This is a genomic window from Nocardia sp. NPDC057455 (assembly GCF_042802775.1).
GTDB lineage: Bacteria > Actinomycetota > Actinomycetes > Mycobacteriales > Mycobacteriaceae > Nocardia.
This window is the reverse complement of record NZ_JBHVDM010000007.1, coordinates 69987-84821: the sequence shown is the minus strand read 5'-3', so window position 1 is coordinate 84821 and position 14835 is coordinate 69987. Positions and strand designations below refer to the sequence as shown.

Here is a 14835-nt window from a genome sequence, read left to right as displayed (position 1 = left end):
GCCGCGGGTAGCATCACCATCCGTCATAGCGCTCCGCTATAACAGCTGGACGGGTCTGGTTGCGGCGATGACGTCTTCAAGCGTTCAGCGCAGGATGTCCGCGTTCCGCGCGGCGCGCAGCCAGTCCGGGAACTCGCCGAGCAAGCGGGCGTAGAGCTGCGCGTCGTCGACCTGATCGATGTCGTCGAGGGCGAAGAACCCCGCGTTGTCGACCGCCCGGTCGGACAGTTCGTCCAGGGTGCGCAGCAGACCGTAATTGGCCCGCCCGAGGCCGACGAACTGCCAGAACGCGGGCAGCAGCGAAGCCGAACGCATCACCGCCGCGATCTCGCGCTTCTTGGCGAAGCCACCGTCGGTGAAGAACAACACGAGAGTGGGGCGGCCGCCCGGGCGCAACGAGTCGATGATGTCGCGCATGATCGGCAGTTCCTCGTTGCGGGCGCCGAGCGCGTCGTAGTCGATACCCGCATGGGTGCCGGTGAGATGCAGATAGGTCCGCGCCCACTCCTCACCGTGCTCGACCGTGATGTCGGGCAGCTTGACGAAGGAGCGGGCGTAGAGGTACGCCTCCAATGTGCCGTCGTCGTCGAGCTGGGTGGCCACCGGAATCATTCGTTGCACGACCCGATGCACCACTTGGTCGCGATACTGCCGATGCATGCTGCCGGTCTTGTCGATGACCAGGACGACGCGGGCGCGGATCCCGAAAGCGTCCTTGTCGATGAGGACTTTCGCGACCTGCCGCTTGCGCAGGTCGAGCTGCGCGCGCTTGTCGAAGGAAAGCTGGGCTTCGCCGGGAACGGTGAACACGTCCGTCGCCGGGGTGAGCCGAGCCGACGCCTCCGGCGCGGCTCGAATCGCGGACGAGGATTCCACATCCGGCTCGTCCACGCTCACCCCGTGATCGGTGACCAGCGCGGCGAACCCACCCGCATAACCTTGCCCGACCGCTCGCACCTTCCATCCGCCCTGGCGGCGGTACAGTTCGAGTGCGATCACCACGGATTCGCTGCCCAAGCCCTCGATGCGGTACTCGTACAGCACGTTTCCCGCCGCGTCGGCGACCGTGGCGACCGGAGGCGCGACGCCGCCGAAGGTCTGCGCCGGATCATCGAGGGTGAGCACCGCGCGCACTTGCGCGATGTCCACGGGCAAATCACTCAATGAAACCGACAGCGCGCCTTGCGTTCCCTTTCCCAGCGACACGCCGGGTGCGCTCGGCTGATTGAAGAACACGAAATCCGCGTCCGATCGCACCCGCCCCGCGTCGGTCACCAGCAGCGCCGACACATCGACCTCGGCCTCGGTGCGCACCGACACCAGCACGCGCGCCACATCGACCGCCCCGTTCTGACCTTTGACCAATGCCGCGCCCACCGAGACTCCCAGCCGTCGTCACTCCGAAATCGTCACCGGGATCAGCGTAAGTCCACCCTCGGAAGGATGCGGAGTGTTCTCCGCGCCGAGACCGGCTCATGCTCCGACGAACTCGCGATCGCCGTAGCGCACCGCGGCGAAATTCCAGCCCCCGCCGATCCGCTCGACGAACTCGCGGGTCCGCTCCAGATCGGCGAGGTCGGCGACCAGGATCAGCGTGCCGTCATCGGTGACCGAACCGCCGACCAGTCGCTCCCGTACCTGTGGGTCCGCGACCAGACCGTCGTGGAAACGCCGCACGTCGACCCCGGCGACCTCCACCGTGAACGCGTCGACCCCGGCCGCGCCCGCCGCGTGATGTTCGAACGTCAGCACCGACTCCTGCCCGAACCGCACCCGCACCTGATCGGCTATCCGGCGCAGATCGCCGCCCACCGCGCAGGCCAGATGGAACGCCCGGGAGCGCTCGTAGGTCGCCCGCTGCCGCTCCTGCGACCAGAACACACCGCTGACCAGCGTCGACCCCACCGGAAGCGCGACGTTGCGCAGTGTGATCGCCCCGACCTCGACTGCGAAGTCGGTCAACCCATCCCGCAGACGCGAATCCGCCGGATCGGTGATCGTCTCGGTGTTGTCGGTGGCGAACAGCTCGGCGGTGGGGCGCAACGGGTCGCCCGGCACGCACGCGCCGGGCGCGGCCTGAGCGGTTCCCGCCGCCCCCGCCGACACCATCGCCGATACCGCCACGACGACCGCCGCAACCCGTGACCTGATCATCCGCTCCTCCTGGCTCGACACCGCCGACGACTCATCCCCTCCCCCGGACCTATTCCAGCAGAGCGCGCACACCGCCGTCATCGAATACCGCGTGCCGGTGTTCCTCACCAGACAACTGCCGCTGCTGATCGACGCCGCCTTCGCGGGCAACGGCGCCGACGCCATCGCCGGAATCTCCATGACGGCCACCGCGGTATTCCAGCTCGCCTCGTCCGCACCAGGGCTCTACCGCGCCTTGGGCTCCTACAGCGGGTGCGTCCGCACCAGCGCCCCGCAAGGCCCACGCACTCCCGGGGACATCGGCAGCAGCACTTGCCCAGCAACTGGCCGCTGATCGCGATCGCGGACTCCCCCGCTACCGGACAGCCGGAAGGGATGCGTGGTCATCGCCCGCCGGACGATTCCGCGGCGCCGGTGATATTGCGCGCCATCCCGCCGAAGATGACCGCGTGGAACGGCGCGATGGACTTCCAGTACAGGTGCCCGGCCAGCCCGTGCGGTTCGAACAACGCGCACTGGCGGTAAGTGGCGCCCGAGCCGTCCGGCTCGACCGTGAGCTCCAGCCAGGCCCGGCCCGGCACCCGCATCTCGGCGCGCAAACGCAGCATGCGCGGTCGCTCCAGCCGCTCCACCCGCCACCAATCCAGCGCCTCACCCTCGTGCAACCGGTGCGGATCGCGGCGACCACGGCCGAGACCGACCCCGCCCGCCAGCCGGTCTATCCATCCGCGCAGCGACCAGGCCAACGGGAACGAGTACCAACCGTGTTCGCCCCCGATCGCCTCGATCACCCGCCACAGCGTCGCCGGGTCGGCGTCGGTGTGCCGTTCGCGCACATCGCGGTAGAGCGAACCGCCCGACCACTCCGGGTCGGTGGGCAGTGAATCCGACGGCGCGCCCGACGGATGGGCGTCCGACCACCTGGTCGGCACGTCCAGATCCCGAATCTTCAGCAACGCCAGCGTCACCGCGCGCCGGTACCCGGTCAGTCCTTCCGGCGGGTCCGGGATGAGGTCGGCGATCGCGCGATCGTGACAGACCACGTCGTTGATCAGCGATTCCATCAGCGGCACGGCGATCGCGCGCGGCACCGGCGTCACCAGATTCACCCACTGCGCCGACAACCACGGCGTCAACACCGGCACCGGCACGATCAGCCGGCGCGGCAGCTGCGCCACTTCCGCGTAGCCGCGCATCATCTGCACATAGGTCAGCACGTCCGGACCGCCGATGTCGAACGCGCCACCGGGGCCTTCGGGCAGCGCCGCCGCCTCGGTGAGGTAATACAGCACGTCGCGCACCGCGATCGGCTGGATCCGGTTGCGCACCCAGCGCGGGGTGACCATCATCGGCAAACGCTCGGTCAGATAGCGCAGCATCTCGAAACTGGCCGAGCCGGAACCGATGATCACCGCGGCCCGCAGCACCACAGCGGGCACCGAGCCCGCCCGCAGAATCTCACCGACCTCGGCGCGTGAGGCCAGATGCCGCGACAGCCGCTGCGCATCCGGGACGATGCCGCCCAGGTAGACGATTCTGGTCAGCCCGGCGCGCGCCGCCTCGGCCGCGACCAGCGTGGCGGCCTCCCGGTCCACGGTGTCGAAGTCGGCCAGGGTCAGCGAATGGATCAGGTAGTACAGCACGTCTCGGCCGTCCAGGGCGGCCCGCACATCGGCGGCGGAGGTCACGTCACCCGCCACCACCTCGACGCGGTCGCGCCAGGGCGCCTCGGCGAGCTTGCCCGGTGTGCGAGCCAGCACCCGCACCGTGTGACCGGCGCGCAGCAGCTCCGGCACCAGTCGTCCGCCGATGTAGCCGGTCGCACCGAACACCACGCACCGCACGGCAACCACCCTTCCGATGACCTGCTCAGGTGATGACCCCGAGGTGGCGGGTCAAACAGCGCGCTGCTGACCTGTGCCGGTCCGGACGGGCGGCCGCGAGCTCTGCTCGATCGGGTCCTCTCGTGCCAGACTGGGCCCGTGAGCGAACGTAGCAAAAGCCACGGACCGGACAAGCCCGCACCGCGGGATCGCGGTGACGTCATCGGTGCGGGCCTGGTGTGGCTGGCCAAGTGGGCGCTGTGCATCGTCGCCATCGCGGCGGGCGCGTGGGTGCTCGGATACCTGGTCGCCCGGCTGTGGGTGGTGATCCTGCCGGTGGCGCTGGCGATCGTCGTCGCCACCGTGCTGTGGCCGCCCGTGCGCTGGCTCACCGCACGGGGCCTGCCACCGGCCGCGGCCGCCTCGATCGCGGTGCTCGGTTTCATCGGTGTGCTGGCCGGCATCATCGCGCTGATCGTGCCGTCGGTCGTGGATCAGGCGCCGGAACTGGCCGACAAGTCGAGCGCGGGCGTCGAGCAGGTGCGCGACTGGCTGCAAGGCCCGCCACTGAGAATCCGTGACGAGCAACTGGATTCGGCCGTGGACGCGATCGTCTCCCGGCTGCAGTCGAGTTCGGCGCAGATCGCGAGCGGTGTGTTCAGCGGCGTGACCACCGCTACCTCGGTGCTGGTCACCCTGTTTCTGGTGCTGGTGCTGGTGTTCTTCTTCGTCAAGGACGGCCCGCGTTTCCTGCCCTGGTTGCACGGCGTTTCCGGCAGCCGCGGCGGCAAGCACCTGGAGGAGGTGCTCGGCCGGATCTGGGTCGTGCTCGGTGGGTTCATCCGCACGCAGGCGCTGGTCAGCCTGGTCGACGCGGTGTGTATCGGGGCCGGGCTGGTCATCCTCGGAGTGCCGCTGGCGCTGGTCCTCGCGGTGATCACCTTCCTCGGCGGATTCGTTCCGATGGTGGGCGCGTTCGTCGCGGGTGCGCTGGCGGTGCTGGTCGCGTTGGTGGGCAACGGCTTCGTGACCGCCCTGATCGTGCTCGGCATCGTCATCGCCGTGCAGCAGCTGGAAGGCAATGTGCTGCAGCCGGTGCTGCAGAGCCGCAGCATGCAATTGCACGCGGTCATCGTCCTACTGGCGGTCACCGCGGGCGGCTCGCTGTATGGGATCGTCGGCGCGTTCCTGGCCGTCCCCGTGGTCGCGATGGCCGCGGTCGTCCTGCGGTACGTCGGCGAGCAGATCGACGAGGCCACCGCGCCGGAGCCGGAGCCGGAGCCGGAAGCCGCGGACTGACCGCGCCGAGCGCCATCCTTGCATTCAGTCCGAATGTAACTCTCGCCGTCGTCCGCCCGGGTTCCTAGCGTCAGTGGACATGACAACTGATGTGAGCACCCCGCTCAACGACATCGCCGACGCGACGGCCGAGGCCGTCGCGGACGACTCGGCGAACGCGCTGGTGGTGTTCCGTGCCTCCGGAACCCCGGAGGGGACGGTGGGCAGCGCGATCACCCTCGGCAAGTACACCGTGCGCGTCGACGAACCGCCCGCGCTCGGCGGCGCGGACACCGCGCCCAATCCGGTCGAGGTGTATCTGGCGTCGCTCATCTCCTGTCAAGTGGTGACCTACCGGTTCTGGGCGCAGCGCCTCGGCATCACGATCGATGAATTGTCGGTGAGCGCCGAGGGCGATCTCGACGTACGCGGGTTCTTCGGCTTGGATGACAACGTCCGCGCCGGATTCCGAGCGGTGCGGGTGACCGTTCGCATCAGTGGCCCCGACACCGAGCAGCGCTATGCCGAACTCCAGCAGGCCGTCGACGCGCACTGCCCCGTGCTGGATCTCACCACCGGACGTACTCCGGTCGATACCACCCTGATCACCGATTAGCCGCCGCCCCACCCCCTGATCGATCACCCACCAGAAGGAGGACCTTCCCGATGACCGAACCCGACCTGTCCCAGAACTGGAGCTTCGAGACGAAGCAGATCCACGTCGGACAGATTCCGGACGGCACCACCAACGCCCGCGCGCTGCCGATCTACCAGACCACCTCCTACACCTTCCGCGACACCGCGCACGCGGCGGCGCTGTTCGGTCTGGCCGAGCCCGGCAACATCTACACCCGGATCATGAACCCCACCCAGGACGCGGTGGAGCAGCGCATCGCCGCACTGGAAGGCGGCGTCGCCGCCCTGCTGCTGGCCTCCGGGCAGGCCGCGGAGACCTTCGCGATCCTGAACATCGCCGGAGCGGGCGACCACATCGTCTCCAGTCCCCGGCTCTACGGCGGCACCTACAACCTCTTCCACTACTCGCTGCCCAAGCTCGGCATCGAGGTCTCCTTCGTCGACGACCCCGACGACCTCGAGCAGTGGAAAGCCGCCATCCGCCCGAACACCAAGGCGCTCTACGGCGAAACGGTGTCCAACCCGCAGAATCACATCCTCGACATCCCGGGGATCGCGGGTGTCGCCCACGACAACGGGGTCCCGCTGATCGTGGACAACACAGTCGCCACGCCCTACCTGATCCAGCCGCTGGCCCACGGCGCCGACATCGTCGTGCACTCGGCCACCAAGTACCTCGGCGGACACGGCGCGGCCATCGCGGGCGTGATCGTGGACGGCGGCAAGTTCGACTGGACCGGTGGCCGGTTCCCCGGCTTCACCGAACCCGACCCGAGCTACCACGGTGTCGTGTACGCCGAGCTCGGCGCGCCCGCCTACGCGCTCAAGGCGCGCGTGCAACTGCTGCGTGACCTCGGCTCGGCGGTCTCGCCGTTCAACGCGTTCCTGATCAGCCAGGGCCTGGAGACGCTGAGCCTGCGGATCGAACGGCACGTGCAGAACGCGCAGGCGGTGGCCGAATTCCTCACCGGCCGTTCGGAAGTCACCTCGGTGTCCTACGCGGGCCTGCCGTCCTCCCCGTGGTACGAGCGCGGCCGCGCCCTCGCACCGAAGGGCACCGGCGCGGTGATCGGCTTCGAACTGGCCGGCGGCGTGGACGCGGGCAAGCGATTCGTCGAGGCACTGCGGCTGCACAGTCACGTCGCCAACATCGGTGACGTGCGCTCGCTGGTGATCCACCCGGCCTCCACCACCCACTCGCAGTTGACGCCGGAAGAGCAGCTGAACGCGGGCGTCACGCCCGGCCTGGTCCGGCTCGCGGTCGGTATCGAGGGAATCGACGACATCCTCGCCGACTTGCGCGCCGGATTCGACGCGGCCTCCTGATGCGGTGCGCCCCGGGGTGATCGGCCCCGGGGCGTCGGGTGACTCGTGGTCAGGCCGCGAGCGGCCCGACTGTGATCGCCCGCCCGTCGCGAGTGGTCACGGTAACCCCGGGTGTCTCGCTACCGGTCGCGCGGATGACCGCGAACGCGAGACCGTCCGCGCCGATCGGCACAACGCATTCCTCGAACCACTTCCCGTCAGCAGCATCGTAACGCCACAGCTTCGTGGTGACGCTGCGCATCGCGGGCCGGCCGGTGCAGTGCACCCCACTTCGGACAGCCGGAACTCATCTGCCTCTCCCATCCCGCGCGACTCCCCATCTCCTCGAATGAAAGGCACCCGCCGCCAGAAGCTTTCGCTCTTTCCGGCTGCGTCACGGACGCTGGTGGTATGCCTCTGCGAGGAAAGGGCTTCACCCAGCGCCGGGGCCTGGCTACGACTGTGAACCCGAAACGGCGCGCGAAGTATCAAACTTTCTAGTACTCGGGCACGAACGGATGTCGTTGAATGGAGGGGTGAGCGAAATGGATGACCGCGCTGCCATCGCAGCACGCGTGGCCCAGACCCGGAAGCTCGCCGGCCTCACACAGAAGGCACTGGCGGAGAAAGCGAACATCTCTCTCGGAATTGTTCGTGCGGTGGAGCAGCGGACAGCCCCCGCATCGCCGACGTTTCTCGGGGCTGTGTCCAAGGCGCTCCGGGTCGGTGTTGCCGAGCTGACCGGACAACCGTATTCACCTGCGCCTGGACCAGACATCGAAGTGCACGCATCCCCGATGGCACCCCGAAAGAGCGCGCGGGTCATCACTACATCGACCTGTCGCGCGCCTACCTCCTGCATGGGGACCGCGCACGCGCCTTGGATGCGCTGCTTACCGCGAAAGCGATTGCCCCGGCGCAGACTCGCTGGAATCCGATGGTGCACGAGACGGTGCGGGCGCTGGCTCGTGCGGAAGCACGCAGCGTCGACACCGTCCACGGATTCGCCGTATGGTGCGGGATTGCCGCGCGCCTGTGATCCGGTCAGCCCGCCGCGGGTAGGCCCTTCGTGTCGGCAGGCGACAGGAACTCCACCCGGAACGAAGCGACGTAGTTCTCCCGCTGGCTGAGGAAGTGGCGCGTGTGTGGTTGCCGCTCGTGCTCCTCGAAGGCCGAACGATCGCGGTACACCTCGTAGAAGATCCGCGACAGCGGCTCGCCCTCGACGGTATGCGTGGCGTACACCAGCGTCCCGGGTTCCAAGTCGGTTATCGCTCGAACGGTTTCCGCCACCAACTTGTCGAACTCGGTCGCCTTCCCGGCGTCTTGCAGGTCGAACCTCACGACGAGCGCGAACATCACCCCTCCTCCGCACAGTGCGCCCCGACCGGATGAGGATTCGGGACACGGCCACCGTACAGGCAGATGCGGCTATGCCACTGTAGAGCGGTCCACCCAGTCCGCGTACTCGTCGGGGCACCATGCGATGGGGTGGCCGGTCAGCTCCGGGTTGTCCCAAGGGTGCAGTTCGTTGATCCTGGCGGCGAGCTTGTCCCGGGTGGCGTCGGAGGTTCGCAGCTCGACGCGCCACTCCTGGCCTTCACCGGATTCGCCGAGGTGCCAGAACACCGACTTGATCGGGCCGGTGATGAACGCACCCGCAGCCAGCTTCTCCGTCACCGCGGCGCGAGCGATGGATTGGGCAGCGTCTTCGGTGGGGGTAGTGGTCGTTACGGTCCACACACTCGGAGTTGCCATTCCGACAGACTAGGGCACAGACGCGCCCCGGACCGGCCGCGGTCTCCTGACGCGTTGTCCCCGGAGCGATCACCCCCTGGGGCACTCCAACTGTCCGCGATGCGGCCGGAAGCCGTGCAGCGGGGCGGAAACCCGTTTACCGCCGGTTTTCCCGACTCGAGTCAGCAATTTCGCCGTATGCGGGCATCATCGGTTGTCGTACGGCGCCACGAATATTCGATACTGTCGCACGGATTCGATTCGGCGCGTGCGCGGTTCCTCGCTATCGGAAAAGAAATCCAACTTTCGCGCATCCGTACGGCTTTCTGAATCGAACTAGAAAGGTAGGTATATGTCCTCTTGAGAATGAGGTGGGTAAGTCCATGGGCATAGCAGTACCCGAAACTCCAGCACACCCCTTCTTACGCCGTGCCGCCACTCTGGTCGTCGCGGGCGCCATCCCGTTGTCCGTGGTCGGCGCCGCGACCGCCACCGCCGATCCGCTGCTGCCGGAGATCTCCGTCCAGCTCCCGTTCGCTCCGGCGCCCGCCGTCGGCGTCATCACCCCGGCGGCGGATCCCGCCGACCCCGGAGCCCTTCCCTCCGAGGCTGTTCCACCCGCGCCCCCGGTTTCGGCAGGCCGCAACGACCTGAGCGTCAACCGGCCGATGCCGGATCCCAACGTGCTCGCCCCCATCGACCCGCAGCGGCTGCACCTGCCCAACCCCGCCGCTCCGGCTCCAGCGGTCGCGCCGATCGAGGCGCCTCCCGGCACGCTGCGCGCCGGTTCGATAGTGATCGGACGGCCGGACTTCCTGACTCCCGAGCAGGGCAAGATGTTCAACGATGCGATCGCGGGCCCGGAAGCAAGCATCGCGCAAACCTTGGACTCGGCGGGCTTCGAGCCGTCGCGCTCCGATCGCATGGCCGCCGATCTCATCGGTTCCACCGCCATGGGCGCCTCGGTGGGCAGCATGGTGGCTTCGCCGGTCGCCTCGATCGGCGCGGTCATCGGCGCCGTCTGCGGCGCCATCGCGGGCCTGCCGATGTTTCCGACCGGGACGGTAGCCGTCATGGCCTTCGGCGCCGCCATCGGGTACGGGTTCGTCGCGTCCCCGGCCATCGCCGTCGGCGCGGCTGTCGGAGCGGGTGTCGGTGTGCTCCAAGGGCTTCTCACGCCACCTACGGTTCCCGCCTCGTAATTCGCCTTTCCCGGCGGGCTCCGGCGCCGCATCGCACCGTGCGACTCGTCGCTTTTCGCTGCGCACTCTCGCGAAGACCCGGTTTCGACCGGGTCTTCTGCTTTGCGAGGAATTCCGGATGTTTGGCCGCGCTCTATCGGGCTACTGCGCAAAAGACCGGCTGAAGATGGTCGGCCGGTCTCTTCACAAGGAGGTTGTGACATGAGCACAGTCGACAAGGCGAAGAACAAGGCCGATAAAGTCGCTGGTCAGGCCAAAGAGAAGGTCGGCGAGGCGACGGGCGACCGGGGGAAGCGCGACGAAGGCCGCACCGACAAGGTCAAGTCCGACCTGAAGGACGCCGGCGAGAAGGTCAAGGACGCCTTCAAGCACTGACCACTGCTGAACAGCGCTGCGGATGTAGTCCGCCCGGCAACGCGGCGCATGGCCGCAGCGAAGGCAGAGGTACGCCTCCCAGAGCGGATGACCGCACTCGCGGTCATCCGCTCTCTTGGTCTCCTTCCGCGCGCTCCACCGAATCGGCTGCTCGGGTGCCGAGCCTGAGGGTGAATGCGGCCGGACGTCGGCGCTGCCCGCGAGCGCCGGGCAAGGTGGCCGCCACGATTCTCCGTGATCCGGCAACCTGCGCGACGCCGCCATGGCGCGCCCCTGCGGCTACTTGTCGCGCAGCCCCGGCTGGTCACCGGCCGACTGATCAGCGCCGGAGGTCGCGCCGTCCTCCTCGACGAGCCGCAACTCGCTCGGCCACCAGAGCATGCGCCCGATCAGGCTGAACAGTGCCGGGATCACCACCGTGCGCACGACGAACGTGTCGAGCAGGATGCCGAGGCCCACCACGATGCCGACCTGGGTCAGGGTGATCAGCGGGAGCACGCCGAGCACGCAGAACACCGCGGCCAGCACGATGCCCGCACTGGTGATCACCGCGCCGGTCACCGACACCGCCCGCACCATGCCGTGCGTGGTGCCGTACTGCGGCGTCTCCTCGCGCGCCCTGGTGACCAGGAAGATCGTGTAGTCGACGCCGAGGGCGACCAGGAACAGGAACGCGAACAGCGGCACGCTGATGTCCAGCGCCGGGAATCCGAACACGTGCTCGCTCATCCAGCTGCCCAACCCCAGCGCGGCCAGCGCGCTCAGCACCGTCACCGCGACCAGCAGGAGCGCGGCGGGCACCGCGCGCAGCAGCGCGAGCAGCACCACGAGCACGACGACGAGAATGAGCGGGATGACCACCTCGCGGTCCCGGCTCGCGGCGGTCTGCACATCCAGCGCTTGGGCGTCGGTGCCGCCGACCAGCGCGTCGGCTCCGGGCACCCGCGCGAGCGACGCGCGCAGCGCCTCGATCGTGTCGAAGGCGCGTGCGGAGGACGGCGGCGCGTCGATCACCACGGACCAGCGGGTCAGTCCGGTCGGTGCGGTCCCCGTCTGCGACGTCAGCACCACGCCCTCGGTGCGGCGCAATGCCGTATCGATCTCCGCCGCCGCATCGCTGCGCGCGAGAACGATCGCGGGATCGGAAGCCCCGGAGGGGAAATGCTGCGCGAGGGCGTCGAATCCCTGCACCGATTCCGCGCGGACCCGGAACTGCTCGGTCTGCGAGAGTCCTACCTGGGTCGACAGCAGCCCGGTCGCGCAAACCGCGAGCACCGCGATCGCACTGCCTGCGACCAGAGCGGGCCTGCGCACCACGCGCGCGGCGATCGCGTGCCAGACTCCCTCGTCCGCCGTGTCGCGGCCATCGGCCTGCGGCACGAACGGCCAGAACACCTTGCGCCCGCACAACGCGAGCGCGGCGGGCAGCGCGAGCAGGACGAATACCACCGCCACCAGCAACCCGAGCGCGGCCATCACACCGAGGCTGCGCGTGCTCGGCACCGATGCCAGCAGCAGCACCAGCAGCGCGGCCACCACCGTCACGTTGCTGGCCAGGATCGCCGGCCCGGCCCGCCGCACCGCCTGCCGCAGCGCCGCGCGGTGATCGGATTCCCGGTGCAGTTCGTCGCGATAGCGCGACACCAGCAACAGCGCGTAGTTGGTGCCGGCACCGAACACCAGCACGCTCGTCACACCGGAGGTCGAGCCGTCGAAGGTCAGGTCGGTCAGGCGCGCCAGCGCGGTTCCCGCGCCGGTGGCCACCCGGTCGGCCGCACCGACCACCGCGAGCGGCACCAGCCACAGCACCGGGGAGCGATACGTCGCGATCAGCAGCACCGCCACGACCACCGCGGTCACCGCCAGCAGGGTGACGTTCGCGCCGGAGAACGAGTCGGCGATGTCGGCGCCGAAGGCCGGACCGCCGGTGACCTGCAGAACGAGCCCGTCGGGCAATCCGTCCCGCGCGGCGGCACGGATCTCCTCGATGCGGTCGGTCAGCGCGAATCCGTTCAGGTCGGCGTCCACGGACACCTGCCCGATCGCCGCCTTCCGGTCGGGCGCGGCGATCAGGTCGCCGGGACCGGGTGTACGTCCAGCCGCGCGGGAAACCGCCGCGGCGGTGGCATCGCGGTCCGCGTCGGTCAGTTCGCCGCCATCGGCGCGTGTGACCACGACGATGGCCGCGGCCGTCCCCGCGTCCGGGAACTCCTCCAGCGCCTGTTCGACCCGGGCCGCCTCTGCCGAGGACGGCAGCGCGGTCGGTGCCTGCCCGGCGGACTCGTTCTCACCCACCGCCCCGATCAGGCCTATCGAAGCCGCGGCGAGCGCCACGAGCAGCACCCACGAGGTCCGGGCGGTCACCACCGACGCATAGCGATCCCAAGCGCTCACCCCGCAACTCTCTCAGAAACTGAAATATTAAGCAATCGAGACACCGGCTGAACTACGCTGATCCCCCGTGTGGAAAAGGATGCGCCGTTGACCCCCGAGCCGAATGCGGACGGGCCGGACCGTGATGGACTGGAAACCGGCATCGCCGCCGACATCCGCGCCCTCACCGCGATCTCCGAGCAGATCGGACAGGTCTTCGCCCGAACACACGAACTGCGCGCCAACGACTTTCGCGCACTGATGCACGTCGCGACCGCCGAGATCGAGGGCGCGCCGCTCACCGCGGGCGCGCTCGGCAAGCTGATGGGCATCTCCTCATCGGCGGTGACCTACCTGGTCGAGCGCATGATCGAGTCCGGTCACCTACGCCGCGCCGCCGACCCGGCCGACCGCAGGCGGGTCATCCTGCACTACGACGAGCACGGCATGGACGTGGCCCGAGGCTTCTTCACCCCGCTCGGGCGGCAGACCCGCGCCGCGATGGCCGACCTGCCCGCCGCGGATTTGGCCGCCGCGCACCGCGTCCTGGTCGCCGTGGTCCAAGCGATGCGCGAATACCACGACGAGCTGACCGGCGAGTGAAGGTCCGCTCGCTCAGTCCCGCAGAGCCTGCTCGCGCAGCGATTTCAAGGTCTTCGACAGAATCCGCGAGACCTGCATCTGCGAGCAGCCGATCCGCTGGGCGATCTGCTCCTGGGACATCGAGTCGAAGAAGCGCATCACCAGCACCTGCTTCTCCCGCTCCGGCAGCGCGGCCAGCAGCGGCTTCACCGCCAGATAGTTCTCCACGGTGCTGAAGTCCGGATCCTCGGCGCCGAGCGAGTCCAGCAGCGAGGGGCCGCCGGATTCCGAGTCGTCGGTGTCGGAGGCGGCATCGATCGAGGAGGTCTGGTAGGCGTTGCGTGCGATGAGCGCCTGGGTCACCTCGGTCAGGTCCGCGCCCAGTTCCTCGGCGATCTCCCGCGCCCGCGGCATCCGGCCCAGCCGCTGCGACAGGATCTCCACCGTGGGACCGATGGTGGACTGGATCTCCTTGAGCCGCCGCGGCACTCGCACCGACCAGGCGTAGTCGCGGAAATGCCTGCGCACTTCACCCATGATCGTCGGCACGGCGAACGACAGGAAGGTCGCGCCGTGCCCCGGATCGAAGCGGTCGACGGCGGCGAGCATGCCCACCCGCGCGATCTGCAGCAGGTCCTCGAAGCTTTCGCCGCGCCCGCTGAACTTGCGGGCGATGTGTTCGGCCAATGGCAGGCAACGCTCGATCAACTCGGCGCGCACGGCTTCCCGGCGTGGATCGTCCGGGGCAAGCGCGGCGAGTTCGGCGAAGAGCGGCTCGATATTGTCGTAGCTGTCTCCCCGCGATTTGCGCTTGGCGCCGGCCTGATTCGACTCGCTACGCATTATTCGAGCCGCCGCGCACCCAACGGAAGTCGACGACAGTCGGGTAGCCGCCCGCGGCGGAATCGTGCGCGCCTCGCGTAGCCGAGACCGCATCGGTCAGGGTCGACACGATGTGCCAGCCGAAACCGGACTCGTCCGGGCTGGTGTCCGACACCGTGACGGTGGACACGCGCACCTCCACCGCGTCGTCCTCGAAACCGAACCCGCACTCGAGCTCTGCCCCGTCCACCGCGTCCAGCACCAGCGCGCTGGCCACCTCGTCGAGGGCCAGCCGGATATCGGTCACCTCATCTATACCGAAATCGGCCATGAGCATGACTGTCTCGGCCAAGGCACGCAGCATCGCCAGCTGTTCGGACACCGCGGGCACCCGCACGCTGATCGTGCCGGTCCGCGTCGTAGCGGGAGGAGTCCCCTCAGCCTTGCTCATGCACCGCTCCCAGAAGTCGCGCCGTCCGTCGGAGCGCTCAGCCTACGCCCTCTCCTCGACTCGTTTCGATCGGCCACGGCACAACACGCGCCGCTTC

Annotated in this window: 15 protein-coding genes and 1 pseudogene; 8 read left to right on the top strand and 8 right to left on the bottom strand. The window is 68.7% G+C overall.

The genetic code is table 11. The features are described 5' to 3' along the window. Positions 1 to 84: 84 nt before the first annotated feature. Both ACFU5M_RS04660 and ACFU5M_RS04655 read right to left on the bottom strand, forming a co-directional pair. Positions 85 to 1377 carry a VWA domain-containing protein gene (locus ACFU5M_RS04660; protein ID WP_379043657.1) on the bottom strand — a complete coding sequence of 431 codons (1293 nt, stop codon included), beginning with the start codon at positions 1375 to 1377 and terminating at the stop codon, positions 85 to 87. A 96-nt stretch (positions 1378 to 1473) separates the two neighbouring features. Further along, positions 1474 to 2154, bottom strand: a complete 681-nt coding sequence (locus ACFU5M_RS04655) for a hypothetical protein (RefSeq protein ID WP_379043654.1) — start codon at positions 2152 to 2154, stop codon at positions 1474 to 1476. Between ACFU5M_RS04655 and ACFU5M_RS04650 the strand changes: the two are divergent. After that, positions 2108 to 2434, top strand: a pseudogene (locus ACFU5M_RS04650) (alpha/beta hydrolase-fold protein); the annotation flags it as partial. The gene ACFU5M_RS04655 and the pseudogene ACFU5M_RS04650 overlap by 47 nt on opposite strands. Before the next feature lie 103 nt (positions 2435 to 2537). Here the strand turns inward: ACFU5M_RS04650 and ACFU5M_RS04645 are convergent. Next, a complete protein-coding gene (locus ACFU5M_RS04645; RefSeq protein WP_379043650.1) occupies positions 2538 to 3989 on the bottom strand; it encodes an SDR family oxidoreductase in 1452 nt (483 codons plus the stop codon). A 147-nt stretch (positions 3990 to 4136) separates the two neighbouring features. On the opposite strand from ACFU5M_RS04645, the gene ACFU5M_RS04640 reads away from it, so the two are divergent. The 4 genes from ACFU5M_RS04640 to ACFU5M_RS04625 all read left to right on the top strand — a co-directional run bounded on the left by ACFU5M_RS04640 (position 4137) and on the right by ACFU5M_RS04625 (position 8326). Continuing rightward, positions 4137 to 5276 (top strand): AI-2E family transporter, encoded by a 1140-nt coding sequence (locus ACFU5M_RS04640; RefSeq protein WP_379043647.1) that lies wholly within the window; start codon positions 4137 to 4139, stop codon positions 5274 to 5276. Positions 5277 to 5355: 79 nt separating this feature from the next. Further along, positions 5356 to 5871, top strand: a complete 516-nt coding sequence (locus ACFU5M_RS04635; protein WP_379043644.1) for an OsmC family protein — start codon at positions 5356 to 5358, stop codon at positions 5869 to 5871. Between the two features lie 50 nt (positions 5872 to 5921). Beyond that, the gene (locus ACFU5M_RS04630) at positions 5922 to 7217 is read left to right on the top strand and encodes a bifunctional o-acetylhomoserine/o-acetylserine sulfhydrylase (protein ID WP_379043641.1); all 1296 of its coding nucleotides are present in this window, start codon (positions 5922 to 5924) and stop codon (positions 7215 to 7217) included. Positions 7218 to 7714: 497 nt separating this feature from the next. Continuing rightward, entirely contained in the window at positions 7715 to 8326 is a 612-nt protein-coding gene (locus ACFU5M_RS04625) for a helix-turn-helix domain-containing protein (RefSeq protein WP_379043638.1), read from the top strand. On the opposite strand, the gene ACFU5M_RS04620 is transcribed toward ACFU5M_RS04625, so the two are convergent. Together ACFU5M_RS04620 and cutA are read right to left on the bottom strand one after the other, a co-directional pair. Next, a complete protein-coding gene (locus ACFU5M_RS04620; protein ID WP_379043635.1) occupies positions 8241 to 8555 on the bottom strand; it encodes a putative quinol monooxygenase in 315 nt (104 codons plus the stop codon). The two genes, ACFU5M_RS04625 and ACFU5M_RS04620, sit on opposite strands and share 86 nt — an antisense overlap. Before the next feature lie 72 nt (positions 8556 to 8627). Continuing rightward, positions 8628 to 8954, bottom strand: a complete 327-nt coding sequence (cutA, locus tag ACFU5M_RS04615; protein ID WP_379043632.1) for a divalent-cation tolerance protein CutA — start codon at positions 8952 to 8954, stop codon at positions 8628 to 8630. Positions 8955 to 9316: 362 nt separating this feature from the next. Between cutA and ACFU5M_RS04610 the strand changes: the two genes are divergently transcribed. Beyond that, entirely contained in the window at positions 9317 to 10135 is an 819-nt protein-coding gene (locus ACFU5M_RS04610; RefSeq protein ID WP_379043629.1) for a hypothetical protein, read from the top strand. A gap of 201 nt (positions 10136 to 10336) precedes the next feature. Continuing rightward, the gene (locus ACFU5M_RS04605) at positions 10337 to 10510 is read left to right on the top strand and encodes a CsbD family protein (RefSeq protein ID WP_040865702.1); all 174 of its coding nucleotides are present in this window, start codon (positions 10337 to 10339) and stop codon (positions 10508 to 10510) included. 279 nt (positions 10511 to 10789) lie between these two features. Here ACFU5M_RS04605 and ACFU5M_RS04600 read toward each other — a convergent pair whose 3' ends face one another. Then, positions 10790 to 12874 (bottom strand): MMPL family transporter, encoded by a 2085-nt coding sequence (locus tag ACFU5M_RS04600; RefSeq protein WP_379043782.1) that lies wholly within the window; start codon positions 12872 to 12874, stop codon positions 10790 to 10792. Positions 12875 to 12991: 117 nt separating this feature from the next. Here ACFU5M_RS04600 and ACFU5M_RS04595 point away from each other — a divergent pair, with 117 nt between their 5' ends. Further along, positions 12992 to 13486: a MarR family winged helix-turn-helix transcriptional regulator gene (locus ACFU5M_RS04595; protein WP_379043626.1), complete on the top strand. Its 495-nt coding sequence runs from the start codon at positions 12992 to 12994 to the stop codon at positions 13484 to 13486. Positions 13487 to 13498: 12 nt separating this feature from the next. Here the strand turns inward: ACFU5M_RS04595 and ACFU5M_RS04590 are convergent, their stop codons facing one another. Both ACFU5M_RS04590 and ACFU5M_RS04585 read right to left on the bottom strand, forming a co-directional pair. Continuing rightward, complete coding sequence (locus ACFU5M_RS04590) at positions 13499 to 14308, bottom strand: RNA polymerase sigma factor SigF (protein ID WP_379043623.1); 810 nt, start codon at positions 14306 to 14308, stop codon at positions 13499 to 13501. Next, positions 14301 to 14738 carry an ATP-binding protein gene (locus ACFU5M_RS04585; protein ID WP_379043620.1) on the bottom strand — a complete coding sequence of 146 codons (438 nt, stop codon included), beginning with the start codon at positions 14736 to 14738 and terminating at the stop codon, positions 14301 to 14303. Before ACFU5M_RS04585 ends, ACFU5M_RS04590 begins: the two co-directional genes overlap by 8 nt. Positions 14739 to 14835 lie beyond the last annotated feature (97 nt).

What these genes read in the sequence shown, in the direction of transcription:
- ACFU5M_RS04655 (WP_379043654.1), bottom strand. Translation starts at nt 2,154, where the DNA reads ATGATCAGGTCACGGGTTGCGGCGGTCGTCGTGGCGGTATCGGCGATG.
- ACFU5M_RS04635 (WP_379043644.1), top strand. Translation starts at nt 5,356, where the DNA reads ATGACAACTGATGTGAGCACCCCGCTCAACGACATCGCCGACGCGACG.
- ACFU5M_RS04630 (WP_379043641.1), top strand. Translation starts at nt 5,922, where the DNA reads ATGACCGAACCCGACCTGTCCCAGAACTGGAGCTTCGAGACGAAGCAG.
- ACFU5M_RS04625 (WP_379043638.1), top strand. Translation starts at nt 7,715, where the DNA reads ATGTCGTTGAATGGAGGGGTGAGCGAAATGGATGACCGCGCTGCCATC.
- ACFU5M_RS04620 (WP_379043635.1), bottom strand. Translation starts at nt 8,555, where the DNA reads ATGTTCGCGCTCGTCGTGAGGTTCGACCTGCAAGACGCCGGGAAGGCG.
- cutA (WP_379043632.1), bottom strand. Translation starts at nt 8,954, where the DNA reads ATGGCAACTCCGAGTGTGTGGACCGTAACGACCACTACCCCCACCGAA.
- ACFU5M_RS04610 (WP_379043629.1), top strand. Translation starts at nt 9,317, where the DNA reads ATGGGCATAGCAGTACCCGAAACTCCAGCACACCCCTTCTTACGCCGT.
- ACFU5M_RS04605 (WP_040865702.1), top strand. Translation starts at nt 10,337, where the DNA reads ATGAGCACAGTCGACAAGGCGAAGAACAAGGCCGATAAAGTCGCTGGT.
- ACFU5M_RS04590 (WP_379043623.1), bottom strand. Translation starts at nt 14,308, where the DNA reads ATGCGTAGCGAGTCGAATCAGGCCGGCGCCAAGCGCAAATCGCGGGGA.
- ACFU5M_RS04585 (WP_379043620.1), bottom strand. Translation starts at nt 14,738, where the DNA reads ATGAGCAAGGCTGAGGGGACTCCTCCCGCTACGACGCGGACCGGCACG.